12 protein-coding genes are annotated in these 15,101 nt (G+C 72.4%); 8 read left to right on the top strand and 4 right to left on the bottom strand.

The genetic code is table 11. The annotated features are described in order from the left end of the window. Nucleotide 1: 1 nt before the first annotated feature. The 4 genes from OG514_RS35795 to OG514_RS35780 are packed head-to-tail and all read left to right on the top strand — an operon-like array spanning nt 2 to nt 2,850. Nucleotides 2–409, top strand: coding sequence for a roadblock/LC7 domain-containing protein (locus OG514_RS35795; RefSeq protein ID WP_266901948.1), 408 nt, complete (start codon nt 2–4; stop codon nt 407–409). Continuing rightward, nucleotides 406–762 (top strand): DUF742 domain-containing protein, encoded by a 357-nt coding sequence (locus OG514_RS35790; RefSeq protein ID WP_266901946.1) that lies wholly within the window; start codon nt 406–408, stop codon nt 760–762. Before OG514_RS35795 ends, OG514_RS35790 begins: the two co-directional genes overlap by 4 nt. Next, complete coding sequence (locus tag OG514_RS35785; protein ID WP_266901944.1) at nt 743–1,366, top strand: ATP/GTP-binding protein; 624 nt, start codon at nt 743–745, stop codon at nt 1,364–1,366. Before OG514_RS35790 ends, OG514_RS35785 begins: the two co-directional genes overlap by 20 nt. Then, on the top strand, nt 1,363–2,850 hold the full coding sequence (locus OG514_RS35780; RefSeq protein ID WP_266901942.1) for a cytochrome P450: 1,488 nt from the start codon (nt 1,363–1,365) through the stop codon (nt 2,848–2,850). The genes OG514_RS35785 and OG514_RS35780 overlap by 4 nt, the downstream gene beginning before the upstream one ends. Before the next feature lie 117 nt (nt 2,851–2,967). Here OG514_RS35780 and OG514_RS35775 read toward each other — a convergent pair whose 3' ends face one another. Both OG514_RS35775 and OG514_RS35770 read right to left on the bottom strand, forming a co-directional pair. Next, nucleotides 2,968–3,996, bottom strand: coding sequence for a hypothetical protein (locus OG514_RS35775; RefSeq protein WP_266901940.1), 1,029 nt, complete (start codon nt 3,994–3,996; stop codon nt 2,968–2,970). A gap of 184 nt (nt 3,997–4,180) precedes the next feature. After that, nucleotides 4,181–5,947, bottom strand: coding sequence for an MFS transporter (locus OG514_RS35770; protein WP_266901938.1), 1,767 nt, complete (start codon nt 5,945–5,947; stop codon nt 4,181–4,183). A gap of 47 nt (nt 5,948–5,994) precedes the next feature. Between OG514_RS35770 and OG514_RS35765 the strand changes: the two genes are divergently transcribed. Further along, nucleotides 5,995–6,576, top strand: a complete 582-nt coding sequence (locus OG514_RS35765; RefSeq protein WP_266901936.1) for a helix-turn-helix domain-containing protein — start codon at nt 5,995–5,997, stop codon at nt 6,574–6,576. A gap of 201 nt (nt 6,577–6,777) precedes the next feature. Here the strand turns inward: OG514_RS35765 and OG514_RS35760 are convergent, their stop codons facing one another. Further along, nucleotides 6,778–7,263: a VOC family protein gene (locus OG514_RS35760; protein WP_266901934.1), complete on the bottom strand. Its 486-nt coding sequence runs from the start codon at nt 7,261–7,263 to the stop codon at nt 6,778–6,780. Between the two features lie 301 nt (nt 7,264–7,564). After that, the gene (locus tag OG514_RS35755; RefSeq protein WP_266901932.1) at nt 7,565–8,242 is read right to left on the bottom strand and encodes a hypothetical protein; all 678 of its coding nucleotides are present in this window, start codon (nt 8,240–8,242) and stop codon (nt 7,565–7,567) included. A 334-nt stretch (nt 8,243–8,576) separates the two neighbouring features. Here OG514_RS35755 and OG514_RS35750 point away from each other — a divergent pair, with 334 nt between their 5' ends. The 3 genes from OG514_RS35750 to OG514_RS35740 all read left to right on the top strand — a co-directional run bounded on the left by OG514_RS35750 (nt 8,577) and on the right by OG514_RS35740 (nt 15,032). Next, nucleotides 8,577–10,778: a SpoIIE family protein phosphatase gene (locus OG514_RS35750; RefSeq protein WP_266902311.1), complete on the top strand. Its 2,202-nt coding sequence runs from the start codon at nt 8,577–8,579 to the stop codon at nt 10,776–10,778. A 97-nt stretch (nt 10,779–10,875) separates the two neighbouring features. Then, nucleotides 10,876–11,574: a transcriptional regulator gene (locus OG514_RS35745; RefSeq protein ID WP_266901930.1), complete on the top strand. Its 699-nt coding sequence runs from the start codon at nt 10,876–10,878 to the stop codon at nt 11,572–11,574. A gap of 275 nt (nt 11,575–11,849) precedes the next feature. Next, entirely contained in the window at nt 11,850–15,032 is a 3,183-nt protein-coding gene (locus tag OG514_RS35740; RefSeq protein WP_266901928.1) for a type 2 lanthipeptide synthetase LanM family protein, read from the top strand. Nucleotides 15,033–15,101 lie beyond the last annotated feature (69 nt).

Below are 15,101 nucleotides of genomic sequence, written 5' to 3'. Positions count from 1 at the left end.
CATGCTGCCACTGCCGAACATGGACTGGATGCTCAAGGAGCTCGTGGGCGGCGTCCCGTACGTGCGACACGTCGTCGTGCTGTCGGCGGACGGCCTGTGCATCGGGCAGTCGAACACGGAGCCCGACACCGCCGACGCGATCGCCGCGGCCTGCTCCGGCATCCAGAGCCTGGCGAGGGCCATCGCGCAGCGGTTCCCGCAGGGCGACGGCTCGACACGGATGGTCGGGATCGAGGCCGACGGCGGCTACTTCTCCCTGATGGCGGCCGGTCCGGGGGCGTATCTCGCGGTGCTCGCCGACGACCAGGTCGACGCCGGCCTCCTGGGCGACCGCATGCGGACGTTGGTGGTCCGGATCGGCCAGCACATGACCAGCCCTCCTCGTGAGGACGTCGGGCAGGCGATGTGACCTCGGAGAACCAGGACCCCTGGAATGAAACCGATCCCGTTCCGCTCTACGTCATTACCGGGGGCACGGGTTCCGCGGCCAACACCTTCAACCTGGTCACCCTCATCGCCACGAGATCCGAGCCCGACGCCGCGATGCAGCCCGAGCAGGCGGCCATCCTCACCATGTGCGCGTACCCGCTCTCGGTGGCCGAAGTGTCCGCGTACCTCAGCCTTCCGTTCAGCGTCGTCACCACGCTGCTGTCCCAACTCGTCGAGGACGAACGGGTCGAGGCCATCGCACCCGTGCCCGTCGCGGCATTCCCCGAACGCGGCCTGCTGGAGGCGGTGATCCATGGACTACGCAAGCTCTGACGTTCGCGATGCCGGCCCACGCGGCACAGACATGCCCCTTCCCCACAGCGCCAGGGGAGTCAAGGTCGTGGTCGTCGGCGGCTTCGGAGTCGGCAAGACGACCATGGTCGGGGCGGTGAGCGAGATCCCGCCCCTGACCACCGAAGAGACCATGACCCAGGCGGGCGTGGGGATCGACAACAACCCCGGTGCCCACGGGAAGAACACCACGACCGTCGCGATGGACTTCGGACGGATCAGCATCAACCAGGAGCTGATCCTCTATCTGTTCGGGACGCCGGGACAGGAGCGCTTCTGGTTCCTGTGGAACGGGATCTTCGAAGGCGCGCTCGGCGCCGTCGTCCTCGTCGACACCCGCAGGATCGAAGTCTGCTTCGAAGTCATCACCCGCCTTGAGGACCGCCGCGTCCCGTTCGTCGTGGCCGTCAACACCTTCCCGGAGGCTCCGCACCACCCCGTGGAAGACCTGCGCACTGCTCTGGCCCTCAGCGAATCCGTGCCCATCGTCACCTGTGACGCACGTGACCGGGCGTCCTGCCGTGACGCCCTGCTGTCGCTGATGGTCTACCTGAGTACCCTCGCCGCCGCCCAGGAGTCCGAATGACCCTCCCACCCGCCGAACACACCACCGAGAAGCCCGGGGCGATCCCCCCTCCGGGCTGCCCAGCCCACGCCTCCACCGGACCCGGCGGAGCCACCCGCCTCTACGGCGGCGCCGCCGAGACGGACCCCATGGGCCTGTACGAGGAGTTGCGTGCCAAGCACGGTCCGGTGGCGCCCGTGCTGCTCGACGGCGACGTACGCGCCTGGCTCGTCCTCGGGTACCTGGAGAACCGTGACGTGGCCAGCCGCCCGACCCAGTTCTCCCGCGACCCCCGGGTCTGGCACGGCTGGCGGAGCGGGGAGATCGACCCCGCCACCTCGCCGCTGGTGCCGATGATCGGCTGGCGTCCCGACTGCGTCTGCGCGGACGGCGAGGAGCACCAGCGGCTGCGCGGTGCGGTCACGGCCGGCCTCAGCCAGTTCGACCACCGCGGAGTCCGCCGTTCCATCACCCGCATCGCGCACCAGGTGATCGACACCTTCTGCGAGGACGGCGAGGCCGAACTGGTGGGCCAGTTCACCGAGCACGTGCCCATGCTCACGCTCACCCACCTGCTCGGAATGTCGGACGAGGCCGGTCCCCGGCTGGTGCACGCCGCCCGTGACCTCTTCAAGGCCACCGAGACGTCGCTGGCCAGCAACGCCTACGTCCTGGAGAGCCTCGCGCAACTCGTCGACGCCAAGCGGGTACGCCCGGGGCAGGACATCGCGTCCGCGCTGATGGCCCACCCCGCCAACCTCTCGGACGAGGAGGTGCAGCACCACCTGCGCCTCATCCTCCTCGCCGGTTACGAGACGACCGCCAACCTCATGTCCAACGTCCTGCGCATGGTGGTCACCGACCCCCGGTTCCGCGGGTCGCTGGCCGGCGGTCAGATGACCCTGCCCGAAGCCGTCGAGCAGGTCCTCTGGGACGAGCCGCCGCTGATGGTGTGCCCGGGCCGCTGGGCCAACGGCGACACCACGCTCGGGGGACAGCAGATCAAGGCGGGAGACATGCTCCTGCTCGGCCTGGCCGCCGGAAACGTCGACGAGGCGATCCGCCCGGACCCCGCGACCCCGGTGCACCACAACCGCGCGCACCTGTCCTTCAGCGCCGGCACCCATGAGTGCCCCGGCCAGGACATCGGCCGCATCATCGCCGACACCGGCATCGACATCCTGCTCACCCGGCTTCCCGACATCGCCCTGTCCATCCCCGAGGAGAGCCTCAGCTGGCGCTCCTCCACCTGGGCCCGGCACCTGACGGCACTGCCCGTGAACTTCGCCGCCCGCGCCCCCCAGGTCTTCGACGTACCGAGCCCGCTGCCGGCCCCGCCCGCCCCGAGCACCGGGATGCCGTCGGCACCGCCGTGGGCGGTGGCCGAAGCCGGGCCCGCGGCCGAGTCCGGGCCGTCGGCCGAGTCCGAAGCCGAGCCCGTACGTCGTCCCGAAGCCCGTCCCTCCTGGCGGGCGCGCGTCAGGCGCTTCCTGCGGAGGCGATAGGCCCCGCACGGCCAGGCTCCGTGGCGAGCACCACGGACGAGGGGGATACCGACGCGTGTCCGTCGGTATCCCCCTCGGAGCGGGAGTCGGATTCGGGACGGAGGGGAGCCACGGTACCTACTGGAACGTGGCGTCGGTGGAGGCGTAGCGGGGTGCTCCGGTGTACCAGGCATGGAGGCCGGAGAGGAAACCGCAGGCACCCCGGAGCCATGTCTCCAGCTCGGCCCGCTCGTCGTGGTCCAGTCCGGATCGCCGTACGAGCTGCGGGAGTTCGCTCTGCCGGAGGTGCTCGAAGTCCCGCAGCCGGGTGTTCACCAGATTCAGCGCGGCGGGAACGGCGTCGTGGAGGGCGATGCCCAGGGACGTGCCGAGGACCACGACCAGGTTGTTGACGTCGTGCTCCTCGTGGACTTCCCGTTCGTAGGAGGCGAGGTCGTTCGCCAGCCCCATGAAGTCCATGAAGGCATCGAGTAAGGCGCGTACGGTCCGGCTCTGCCGTATCTGCTCGGGGATGCGAGCGCCGGTCGCCAACTCGACGGAATAGGGGGCGGTGTGGGCGGCGAAGCTCTCGCGCCGGAACGGCGCGTACTCGATCAGGTGGGGGACCCGGCCGCCGCGGCTGTTGGCCAGCTCCTCGACTCCCGCGTCGACGTAGCGCACCAGGGCCCGGTTGAACTCGTGCCGCCAGTGCGCCAGCCTCGGCGGGAAGAACTGGCGCTGCAGATCGGCGATTCCCCGCTCGACGGGATTCGCCGGCTCCGGCAACCGGGCACCGTACTCCGGTCGCAGGAACTCGTGCAGCCGGACGGTGAAGGCCAGCGCGCCGGCAAGGTCACCGGTCTGCTTGAAGGCGGAGGCGAAGTAGTCGTCCCACGCCAGGGCCCAGATATTGAACCGGTGGTTGAGCCGGAGGTCGGCGAGTGAGGCGTCGGGAAGGGCCCAGGCGGTGAGCTGGTCGACGGTCATGGCATGGAACTGCGCCCGGGTCCATATCGCGCGGTGGCCCGACGGTCCTTCCTCGCCGTCGAGCATGCCCATCTCGCGCGCCCACGTCTCGCTCTCCTCGCGCAGGGCCGACAGATACGGATTCACCCGCAGCGGATAGGGCATCCACAGCTGGGGCAGCTCGAGGGCGCGCACTGTCATGGGGACCAACCTCCTTCTCTCTTCGACCCGCAGAGGGACGTGTCGGGCTGTGTCCACTCCCGCACGTGGTGACGGCCGCCACTGCCATGAGGCCGGACGATGCCCGGCCCACGGCCCTCCAAACCTGCCCCCCATGGATGATGGTCAACCCCTCAACCGTTCCTGACCAGTGTTCAGAACAGCTTCATGCGGAAGGAATCGATCCCTCTGGGGAACTTTCCGAAAAACTGCGCAAGCTGTGGTCATCCGCTACGGGTGTGCCAGGCGTGCCTGGCGCTTCAAGGGCTCCAGGCGATGGGGGCGATGCAGGCGCTTCAGGTGTTCCGACCCCGACCCCGACCTTGCCCCCGACCCTGCCCCCGACCCTGACCCCGGGGCTTTTGGGCCCGCGAGCGAGGATGCAGAGGATGGAGACGAAGAGGGCGGCCATGACGGCGACGCCTGCCCACATCGCCTGCTGCCAGCCGTCGACGAAGGACTCCTGGGCCGCGCGGATCAGCGCCGGGGCATGGGAGCCGGCTCCGTTCGCCGCCTCGACGGCGTTGGCGACGCCTTCGCGGGCGGCGTCGGCCGCGACCTGGGGGAGGCCGTCGAGCGGGGGGACGCCTTCGAGGCGGGTGCCGAGGGTGCTGCGGTAGCCGGCGGACACCAGCGCGCCGAGCAGGGCGACGCCGAGCGCGGTGCCGAACTCGCGCGTGACGTCGTTGAGCGCGGAGGCGACACCCTGGCGCTCACGCGGCAGGGAGCCGGTGATGGCCTCGGTCGAGGGCGTCATCGCCATGCCCATGCCGATGCCCATGGCGAGCATGCCGGGAAGAACGGAGAGGTAGCCGCCGGCCACGGAGACGAAGGTGGCCATGAACGCCAGACCGGCGGCGGCCAGCAGGATGCCGGTCGCCATGGTCGAACGGGCACCGATGCGCGCGACCGCCTTCGGGGCGAGGCCGGAGGCCGCCATCATGGCCACGGCCATCGGCATCAGCGCCAGGGTGGACAGCAGCCCGGACCAGCCGAGTACGGCCTGGAAGAACGGGAAGAGGGCCACGAAGATGCCCGCCTGGACGCCGAAGAGCGCCAGCAGGGTGATCGATCCGCCGGCGGCGGAACGCTCGCCGAAGAGGCGCACGTCCAGGAGTGCGGCGTCCCGGCGGCGCAGTTCCCAGGCCACGAAGCCGACGGCGGCGAGGACGCCGACGCCGCCGCCGAGCAGCGTCGCGGGTGCGGTCCAGCCCCGCTCGGGTCCCTCCTGCAGGACGAAGACGAGGCCGACCACGGCGACGACGGAGGTCAGGGCGCCGACGGTGTCGAAGGAGCGTCCCGAGGTCTCGCGGGAGTCGGGGACGGATCGCAGCGTCATGGCGAAGGCCACGACGACGAGCACCAGGGGCAGGACGAACAGCCAGCGCCAGGTCGCCACGTCGACCAGCGCGGCGGAGAGGAACATGCCCAGGATCCCGCCACCGCCGGCCACGCCGGTCCATACCCCGATCGCCCGGCCGCGCTCCTCCTCGGGGAAGGTCGTGGTGATCACGGCAAGGGTGATGGGCATGATCATCGCCGCGCCGACGCCGCTGAGCAGACGCGCGGCGAGCACGACCTCCGCCGAGGGGGCGAGTGCGGCGGCCACGTTGGCCACCCCGAAGACGGCCAGGCCGGTGAGCAGGGTGGGCTTGCGGCCGAGACGGTCGCCGATCGCGCCGAGCGGGAGAAGCAGTGCGGCCAGCGTGAGGGTGTAGATGTTGATGATCCAGAGGATGGTGCTCTGTGAGGCGCCGAAGGCGACGGCAAGGTCCGGCTGGGCCACGTTCAGGCCCGACACGGAAGCGATGACGGCCATGAGGGCGATGCAGACGGCGATGAGGATCGTGCGACGCCGACGGGCATCGGGCGCGTCCTCGGCGGTGGCGCCGCGCGGGTCGGCGTCCATCTGGGCGGGCTGGTGCGTGTTCATGCGTCGACGGTAGGCAGAGCTTGCCAGGGAGGCATACATTCATGCCTATGACGCAAGAAGATGGTGAGCTGGACAGCCTGGTGCGCAAGAGGATCCGCGCGCTGCGCGTCGCTCAGGGGTGGTCCCTCGAAGAACTGGCCACCCGGGCGAACCTCAGCCAGTCCTCACTGAGCCGCATCGAGAACGGCCGACGCCGCCTGGCCCTCGACCAGTTGGTCACCCTCGCCCGAGCCCTGGACACCTCACTCGACCAGCTCGTCGAGACGGCCACCGACGACGTCGTCACCAGCCCGATGATCGACGGTGCCCACGGACTGATGCGCTGGCCGATCAAGGCGGAACCGGGCATGACCGTCGTACGCCAGCGGGTGACGGAACCGCCGCCGGACAACCCTTCGCGCCTGCGCGCCCACCCGGGCCGCGAGTGGCTCGTCGTCCTCTCCGGCACAGCCGTCCTGCTCCTCGGAAACCGCCGCTTCCGCGTGGAGACCAACCAGGCGGCGGAGTTCCCCACCATGTTGCCCCACGCCATCGGCGCCGAAGGCGGCCCGTGCGAGATCCTCGGCATCTTCGACCGCGACGCCCGCCGCGGCCACCGCAGCGACAAGGACTCGACCGGGACCGCCTAGGCGGTGGCGCACGAGGTCTCCCTCGCCTCCGGCCGACCGACCCGCGGCCGGTGATCGGGCGCCCGGGCCCCCGGGAACCGTGGGGTTGCCGGGGGTCGGTCCCGTCCCGGGCGGCGGGAGCCGTGCGCCGGAGTTCGGGCGCGTGGATCATGGCGTTCCGCGCTTCGGGATTTCTTCAAGAGCGAGCGAGGTGCGGATGGATCAGGCGCCGTTCGACCCCTGTTCCATGGCGGCCAACGCCTCCTGTGCCCGCTTCCCCATCTCCTCTTCCGAGACGTCCTCGATGTGCGAGGCGACGTTCCAGCGGTGCCCGAAGGGGTCCTCGAACTGGCCGGTGCGGTCGCCGTAGAACTCGTCCTTGACCGGCGACAGTTCCTTCGCGCCCCGGGCGAGGGCCTTGGCGAAGACCGCGTCGACGTCCGCCACGTACACGTGCAGGGTGACCGGCGTACCGCCGATCGCCTTGGGTGAGCGGAACCCCATGTCGGGGAACTCGTCGGCGAGCATGACGACCGACTTCCCGAACGCCAGCTCCGCGTGGCCGATCCCCCCGCCGGGGGCCGGCATCCTCATGCGCTCCTCGGCGCCGAGCACGGCCACGTAGAAGTCGATCGCGGCCTCGGCTCCGTCGACACAGAGGTACGGCGTGACCCGCGGGTACCCCTCGGGGATGGGTTGTACGGTCACCGTCTTCCGCCTTCCTGGCGCGGGCGGTCGCCGTCGACCGCCACCTGCGCCCACAGATATCCCGCCCCCCGTGCCACGTGCCGAAGCCGCGCGGCGGCCGACCACGGGATGCCCCGAAGAGCGGCAGCCCGCTGCGCGGCGCTCACCCCCGCTCAGCGTGCGGCGGTGCGCAGACCGGTGGCATCGCAGGGGAGCGGGCGGCCGGGGCGGTCTCGGCCGGCTTGGTGTCCTTCGCGCTCTGCGGGTTCTCCGCGCTCTCCTTGGGCCCGGCGACTCGCCGACCCGGGCCGGCCGCGGTGACTCAGGAGCGGGCGCCGACGTAGAGCTCCAGATCGCGGCGGCGTGCGACATGGCCCCGCCAGCCGGCCATGAGTACCAGGAGGGTCCAGACGACGAGGCCGCCGATCAGTTCCTCCAGCCGGCCGGCCGCGTCGACCTGGTCGGCCTGCTCCATCGGCACCTTGCCGCGTGCGTCGCGCACGATGTCGAGGCGTTCGCCGACGTCCGGGGCGCCGTTGCCGCGATAGCCCAGCTTTTCCGCCAGCTCCCGGCCGTCCGATCCGCGCAGGGTGAGCTCGTGGTTCTTGCTGCCGGTGCCGGCGGCGCTGTCCGCCGCCACGACGACGCTGTCGCGGACCCCGTACCGTTCGAGGGCCAGTTCGGGCGCGTACTGAACCGCCCCGACCAGGACGAACAGCGCCGGTACGGCGGCGAGCAGCACCAGCCAGATGCCTCGGTGCAGCAGGTGCAGCAGCCCCCCGAACAGCAGGCACAGCACCACTCCGGCGGAGATGGCGACCCATTCCGCGCTCGGGACGAGGAAGGAGACGCCGGACACGACGGCGGCCGCGGCCCAGACGTACAGCACCAGGGCGACGGTGCGGCCCACCCCGGTGAGCGGCCGGGCCGACCGGCGCGCCGAGGCGGGCGGATGGCCGGTGCCGGGGCTGGTCGTGCTGCCGTGTATGGCCTCTGACATGCGGTTTCTCCTGGTTCCGACCTGCCCTCATGAGCGGGGCCGCGGGCGACTGTGCACGATAGCTCACGGCCGGTCACCGTTTCCGGTGGGCGCTTCGGCTTGGCCGCGCGGTCGCCGGGCCGTCGAAGTATCGTCCGAATATGCGTGACATGTGCCGCCGTCGACCGGGTTCCGGGCCGCCGGGCCCCGGCACGTGGCCGGGCGGACGCCGCCGGGCTCCGGGTCCGGACCCGTGCCGTGCCTTGTCGGCCGCGGCAGGCGGGTGAGACCTGTGGACGGGCCCGCGGACACCGGTGCCGGCGCGGAGACCGAAGACGTCTTCGCCGACGGTCGGATGGCCGCCGTGCTCACCGGCCTCATGCGGGACACCGAGGCCTCGGTGGGGCTCGTCTACCTCTTGGTCCCGGGGGACCGGATGCTGCGCCTGGTGCTCATTTCCGGCGTGTCCCGGGAGATCGCCGCCCCCTGGGTACGTATTCCGGCCGACGCCCCCATACCGGTGGCCGACGCCGTCCGGGATCGGAGGGTCATCTGGCTCGGCGGGCGCGAGGAGATCGCCCACCGCTACCCCAAGATCGGGATGGTGGTGCCGTACGACTTCATGCTCGCGGCCGCCCCCATCGCCGATGCCACGACCGTCTGGGGCGGTGTCGTCCTCCTCTGGCCGGTCTCGCACCCGCCGGTCCTCGACGCCCGCGAACACAGGATTCTCGACGCGCACTCCCGCAGGTCGTCAGGGCTCCTGCGGAGGGCTGCCGACCAGGATCCGCCGCCGCCCCACCCCGCGGAGCCGCTCGTCGTGCATCCGACGCGCCCCTCCGATCCCGACCCGGCCGAGGCGACGGCCGCACTCGACCTCGCGGAGCGTCTGCCCATGGGGTGCTGCGCCCTGGACCTCGACGGGCGGATCACCTTCATCAACACCGCCGCCGCCGAGCTGGTGAACGCCGGTGCGGCGGCCCTCCTCGGCCGGCGGCCGTGGGAGGTGGTGCTGTGGCTCAACGACCCCGCCTTCGAGGACCGCTACCGTGCCGCCGTCGTCACCCGTCGGCCGACGTCGTTCACCGTGGTGCGGCGGTCTGCGCCATCGCTGCTGTTCGAGCTCTACCCGGACGCCACCGGCATCAGTGTCCTCATCATCCCGAAGACGGAGGGCGCAGTCTCCGACGCCGGTCCCGCGGCGGGTCCCGGATCCGGATTCGTGGCCGGGTCCGGGGCCGGTGCCGACGAGGCCTCCGCGCCCGATGCTGCCCCCTCGGCCGACGACGAGCAGGCCCCCACCCCTGTCTCCGCGGCGCCGGCGCGGCCCGGCGAGCCCTTCGGTGTCACCGCGCTCTACCAACTCATGCATCTGGCGGCGTCCCTGACGGAGGCGGCCGGCGTGCGCGATGTCGTCGAACTCGTCGCCGACCAGATCGTGCCCGCCTTCGGTCCGGACGGACTCGTCCTCATGAGCGCCGACGAGGGACGCCTGCGTGTCATCGGCCACCGCGGCTACAGCGAGGAGTTCGTCGAGCGCTTCGACGGCAAGCCGCTCACGGCACCCGTCGCCGACGCCCAGGTGCTCTCCACCGGCGTCCCCGTCTTCTTCCCCACGTACGAGGACCTCCACCGCGCCCACCCCCATGCCCCGCGCTACAAGGATCGCAACGCGTGGGCGTTCCTGCCCCTGATCGCCTCCGGCCGTCCGGTCGGCTCGCTCGTCCTCTCGTACGGACGACCGCGTCCCTTCCCGTCCGCGGAACGGGCTCTGCTCACCTCCCTGGCCGGGCTGATCGCCCAGGCCCTGGCCCGGGCCCGGCTCTACGACTCCGAACACTCCCTCGCTCGCAGCCTCCAGACGGCCCTGCTGCCGCACGGACTGACCCCGCTGCCCGGCATCGACGTGGCCGCCCGCTACCTGCCGGCCGGTCAAGGCATGGACATCGGCGGCGACTTCTACGACCTCATCCGCGCGACTCCCACCTCCGTCGTCGCCGTCATCGGCGACGTCCAGGGACACAACACGACCGCCGCCGCGCTCATGGGGCAGGTGCGGACCGCCGTCCACGCCCACGCCGCGGCCGGTGCGTCGCCCGGCGACATCCTGGCGCGCACCAACCGGCTGCTCGACGACCTCGACGCGGACCGCTTCACCAGTTGTCTGGTCGCCGAGTTCGACCTCGGCCGGCATCGTCTGCGCTTGGCGAGCGCGGGCCATCCACCGCCCCTCCTACGCCGTCCCGACGGCAGCGCCGAGATCCTGGAGGTGCCCGCGGGGCTCCTCCTCGGGATCGCCCCGGACGTCACGTACGACACCAGGGAGCTGCCCTGGGACGCGGGCTCCGTGCTCGCTCTGTACACCGACGGTCTGGTCGAGGCTCCGGGCCTGGACATCGGTACATCCATGGCGGACCTGGCGGAGCGGCTCGCCGTGTCCCGGGCTGCGGAGTTGGACCGGCTCGCCGACGAACTGACCCTGCACGTCAAGCACGGCGCTCACCGCATGGACGACGTCGCCCTCCTTCTCGTACGCCGCCCGCCGGCACAGGCCTGAGCCCCCGCCGTCACCGGCCGACGGGCTCGTCGTGGTTCCGCTCGTCGGTTCGTCGTCACTGGACGCGGTGATGGTGCGTCGACCTATGCTCTGTCGCGTGGCGAACCCCAGTGATCTCCAGGACCCCTCGGCCGGTCCCGTCGTCTCCGCGCCGGACCTGCTCGCCCTGCATGCCGTACGGCTCAAGGGCCTGGCCGCCGACGACGAGGCTGCCGCGCGCTACGGGCTCGACCCGGAGGTCGTGCGGGAAGCGCTCCTCGACCACGAGGCGAGGGGCTGGGTGTCCCGGCGCGCGTTCGCCGGGACACGCGGGTGGACCCTCACCGACTCCGGACGCGCCGAGGGTGAGCGGCGGCTCGCCGGGGAGCTGGCCGAGACGGGGCTCGGACCCTTCGTACGCGAGCGGTACGAGATGTTCCTCGCGTACAACGACCGTTGCCTGAGGGCCTGTACGGACTGGCAGCTGCGGCCGGACGGTCCGGGGCGGCTCGCCGTCAACGACCACGGGGACGCGGAGTGGGACGGGCGGGTGCTCGACGAGCTCACCGAACTGGGCCGGATCCTGGAGTCCCTGTCCGAGGAGCTGGGGGCGCGGATCGTCCGCCTCGGCGGGTACGGCGCACGCTTCACCGGCGCGCTCACGCGTGTCCGGCGGGGCGAACTGTCATGGGTCGACCGGGTCAAGGAGGACTCCTGCCACACGGTGTGGATGGAACTCCACGAGGACCTCCTCGCCACCCTCGGCATCGCCCGCGGCGAGGAGCCGAAGCCACGTGCGCAGGACGACTTCGCCTGACCGCCGCCAAGGGGTACGGCCGCCGCTGTGACGGTCACTCACCTCGTATGGATCCGCGCGCCCCGCACGCCCCCGTCGTACGCCCCCGCATGTGGACCGTGTCGGACACCCTCCGACCGGCCGCGGACCGGCGCCCCCACGCGCGGACGTGCCTGCTGCGGCGCCCGGGGGGAAAACATGGGGGGTTGTTCCCCATGCCGCGGAGGCGTCCCTCGTACCAGGATCGGACACGGCCCGGAGGGGTGGGCCGGGCCGGGGCGGGTCGAGGAGGGGCGATGGCGGTGAAGGCCGGACACGAGCGGGCTGCGGCTTCGCTGTCCGAGGTCGAGCGGTGGTGGGACAGCGGGCTGGTGCGCGGGGACGGATGTGGGGGCGGGCACGGGGGCGATGGGCGTCGTCCGGACTGGGCCGTGCTGGTCGAGGAAGCGGTGGCCGCCGCTCCGCTGGAGGCCGTGGCGCCCTCGCGGGACTATCCCGGGCTGAGCGGATTCGAATGGGCCCTGCGGCCGTTGACCGGCTGTGCGGGGGAGCGGTTGGAGCGGCGCGTCACGGGCCGGGCGCGTGAGCTGGTGGACATGACCGCCGTACGGAACGATCTGGAGCGGCAGCTCAGCGGCGGGCTGGCGCGGGCGGCGGCGCGGACGCTGGTCCTTGAGCTGCACGAGGCGCGGAGCGCCGGGCGTCTCGACGGGGACGACACACAGGCCCGGTTCCGGGACTTCCTGGCGCGTACCGCGTCCCGGCGCGGCCTCTCGGACCTGCTGGCCGGGCGGCCGGTGCTCGCGCGGATCCTCGGGCGGGCGGCGCTCGACGCGGCGGACGCGGTGGCGGAGATGCTGGAACGGCTTGCCGACGATCGCGCCCTGCTGGTCGCAGGCCTTCTCAAGGAGTCGGGCGGGGACCCGGGGCTGCTCGTGGGCATCGAGCCGGGGGCCGGTGACGGGCACCGGGGCGGCCGGAGCGTCATGCTGCTGCGCTTCGCCGACGGGGCCCGGCTGGTGTACAAGCCACGCCCCCTCGCCGTGCACCGCCACTTCAACGACCTCGTCGCCTGGTTCAACGCCCTGCCCGATTCGGTGGACCTGCGTGCTCTGCGACTGCTCGACCGGGGCGAGTACGGCTGGGTGGAGTTCGTCGCCGCGCGGCCCTGCGCCGCCGAAGCGGAGGTCGAAGAGTTCTACCGCCGCCAGGGCGCACTGCTCGCGTTGTTGCATCTGCTCGACGGGACCGACCTGCACCACGAGAACCTGATCGCCGTCGGCGCCCACCCGGTGCTCGTCGACGTGGAAACCCTGTTCCACCCGCCCCTGCCCGGCTCCGGCACGGGGGATCCCGCCGCCCGCGCGCTCCACGACTCGGTGTACCGGGTCGGGCTGCTGCCACAGCTTCTGGTGGGCGACCACAGCGCCCTGGACGTGTCCGCGGTCGGCGGCGGCCGGGAGGGCGTGTCGCCCGTGGAGAGGGCGGACTTCGCCGACGCCGGCACGGACCGGATGCGCCTGGTGCGCAGGGCGGGGACGTTCGGCGAATCCGCCAACCGGCCGCGACTGGCGAGCGGCGAGCCCATCGAGCCGGGGGCCCACATCGAGGCGCTCTGCGCCGGGTTCCGGGCCGGGTACACCGCGATCGGCGCGGCAAGGGGCGAACTGGTCGGCGGAGCCGGCTTGTTGAAGGCGTTCGCGGAGGACGAGGTGCGAGTGGTGGTGCGTCCCACCTGGGTGTACACCATGCTCCTCGACGAGTCGACACACCCCGATCTCCTGAAGGACGCCGACGAACGGCAGCATGTCCTGGAGGCCCTGCGGACCGATCGGTTCGGCCCGGTCCTCGCGCCCGGCCTCATCGACGAGGAGATCATCCAACTCTGGGCCGGAGACGTGCCGTTGTTCACCGCACGGCCTGGCCAGGACCATCTGTGGGGCGCGCCGGAGCGGCCCCCGGCCGACCGCATGGACCTGCCGGGGATCGCCCGCGTCGCCGCGAAGCTCGGCGTCCTGGACACCGTCGACCGGCAGGACCAGGAACGGATCGTACGGGCCGCCATGGCGACGACCTCCCGTACGCCCGCGCACCGGCCCGCCGAGGGGCCGCGCACCCGCACCGCGGGCCGCGCTCCCGAGCCGGAACGGCTGCTCTCGGCCGCCCGGTCCGTCGGGGACCAGCTGGTCTCGCTCGCGTACCGCGAAGGACCGCGCAGCAACTGGATCGGCCTGGAACTCCTCGACGACCGTTACTGGCGGATCGGCCCGATGGCGGCAGATCTGGCGGGCGGCTACACCGGACCGGCGCTGTTCCTCGCCCAGTTGGCGGCCCTCACCGGCGCCGGACACTACGCAGAGGCGGCCCGTACGGCCCTGGCGCCGATGCCCGGACTGCTCGACGCGCTCCGGGCGCGGCCCGAGGAGCTCGGCGCGGTGGGCTCGGGAGCCCACTCCGGCCTCGGCGGCATCGCGTACGCGCTGGCCGAGACGGCCCGGCTGCTGGACGACCCGGAAGTCGGCGCATGGGCGTCCGGCGCACTGCGGCTGGTCGCCGAGGCGACGAGGGTCGAGCCGGAGTGCGGGGTGGGTGCGGGTCTCGCGGGCGGGCTGGTCGCGTTGGTGGCCTGTCATGGGGCGGGAGGCAGTGAGGGACGTGGGGCCGGCGGAGGCGCCGGCGGGGGCGAGGAACGGGAGATCCGGCGTGCCGCGCGGGCGTGCGCGGACCGACTGGTCGCTGCCGATCTCACGGGAGCTGATCTGACGGGACCCGGTCCCGCGGGCGCCGATCTCGCGACCATCGGGCGGGGCTTCGCGAACGGGGCCGCCGGGATCGGATGGGCCTTGCTGCGGTTCGCCGAGGTCGAGGCCACCGCAGGGGCGGGGGTCGGGGCCGCCGAGAGGTACAGGCTCGCGGGCCTTTCCGCGATCCGGGCGGCCGCCGGCGCGGTCCCGGAAGCCGCTCGCGACCGGGGGGAGGGCGGGGGCCACGGGGGAGCCTCCGCCCCTTCCCCGGGCGTCGGATCCGCAGGCGGCGGCGCCCGGGCCTCGGCCTGGTGCCGGGGGGAGGCCGGAGTCGCGCTCGCGGTGCTGGACGCGCCCGGCGCCCTGGACGACCCACAGCTCGCGGCCTGGGCCCGTACGACCGTCGAGCGGCTGGGCCAGAACGGGCCGGCTCCCGACGACAGTCTGTGCCACGGAGAGGCCGGAGTGTGCGAACTCCTGGGCCACACCGCGCTCCCCGAGGCCCGTCCGCACTGGATCCGCCGGGCCGGGGCACTCCTCGCCTCCGTCGAGGAGCACGGCGCCCGAAGCGGCGCCCCGGACGGAGTCCCGCACCCCGGCCTGCTGACCGGCCTCTCGGGAATCGGGCACGGACTCCTCCGCGCGGGCTTCCCGGAGCGCGTGCCGTCACTCCTCCTCCTGCGCAGCTCCCAAGGGGTGTCCGGACCGCCCACCCGCACCACGTACGACCGCTGACCACTGACCGCTGGCAGAAGGCCGAGGACCGAAGACCGCACCACCCGCACCACCGCACAGCTCAGCACG

The sequence above is a fragment of the Streptomyces sp. NBC_00572 genome, from assembly GCF_026341815.1.
GTDB lineage: Bacteria > Actinomycetota > Actinomycetes > Streptomycetales > Streptomycetaceae > Streptomyces.
This window is presented reverse-complemented; position numbering and strand designations above follow the sequence as displayed.

What these genes read in the sequence shown, in the direction of transcription:
- OG514_RS35750 (WP_266902311.1), top strand. Translation starts at nt 8,577, where the DNA reads ATGGCCGCCGTGCTCACCGGCCTCATGCGGGACACCGAGGCCTCGGTG.
- OG514_RS35755 (WP_266901932.1), bottom strand. Translation starts at nt 8,242, where the DNA reads ATGTCAGAGGCCATACACGGCAGCACGACCAGCCCCGGCACCGGCCAT.
- OG514_RS35740 (WP_266901928.1), top strand. Translation starts at nt 11,850, where the DNA reads ATGGCGGTGAAGGCCGGACACGAGCGGGCTGCGGCTTCGCTGTCCGAG.
- OG514_RS35775 (WP_266901940.1), bottom strand. Translation starts at nt 3,996, where the DNA reads ATGACAGTGCGCGCCCTCGAGCTGCCCCAGCTGTGGATGCCCTATCCG.
- OG514_RS35780 (WP_266901942.1), top strand. Translation starts at nt 1,363, where the DNA reads ATGACCCTCCCACCCGCCGAACACACCACCGAGAAGCCCGGGGCGATC.
- OG514_RS35770 (WP_266901938.1), bottom strand. Translation starts at nt 5,947, where the DNA reads ATGAACACGCACCAGCCCGCCCAGATGGACGCCGACCCGCGCGGCGCC.
- OG514_RS35795 (WP_266901948.1), top strand. Translation starts at nt 2, where the DNA reads ATGCTGCCACTGCCGAACATGGACTGGATGCTCAAGGAGCTCGTGGGC.
- OG514_RS35785 (WP_266901944.1), top strand. Translation starts at nt 743, where the DNA reads ATGGACTACGCAAGCTCTGACGTTCGCGATGCCGGCCCACGCGGCACA.
- OG514_RS35765 (WP_266901936.1), top strand. Translation starts at nt 5,995, where the DNA reads ATGACGCAAGAAGATGGTGAGCTGGACAGCCTGGTGCGCAAGAGGATC.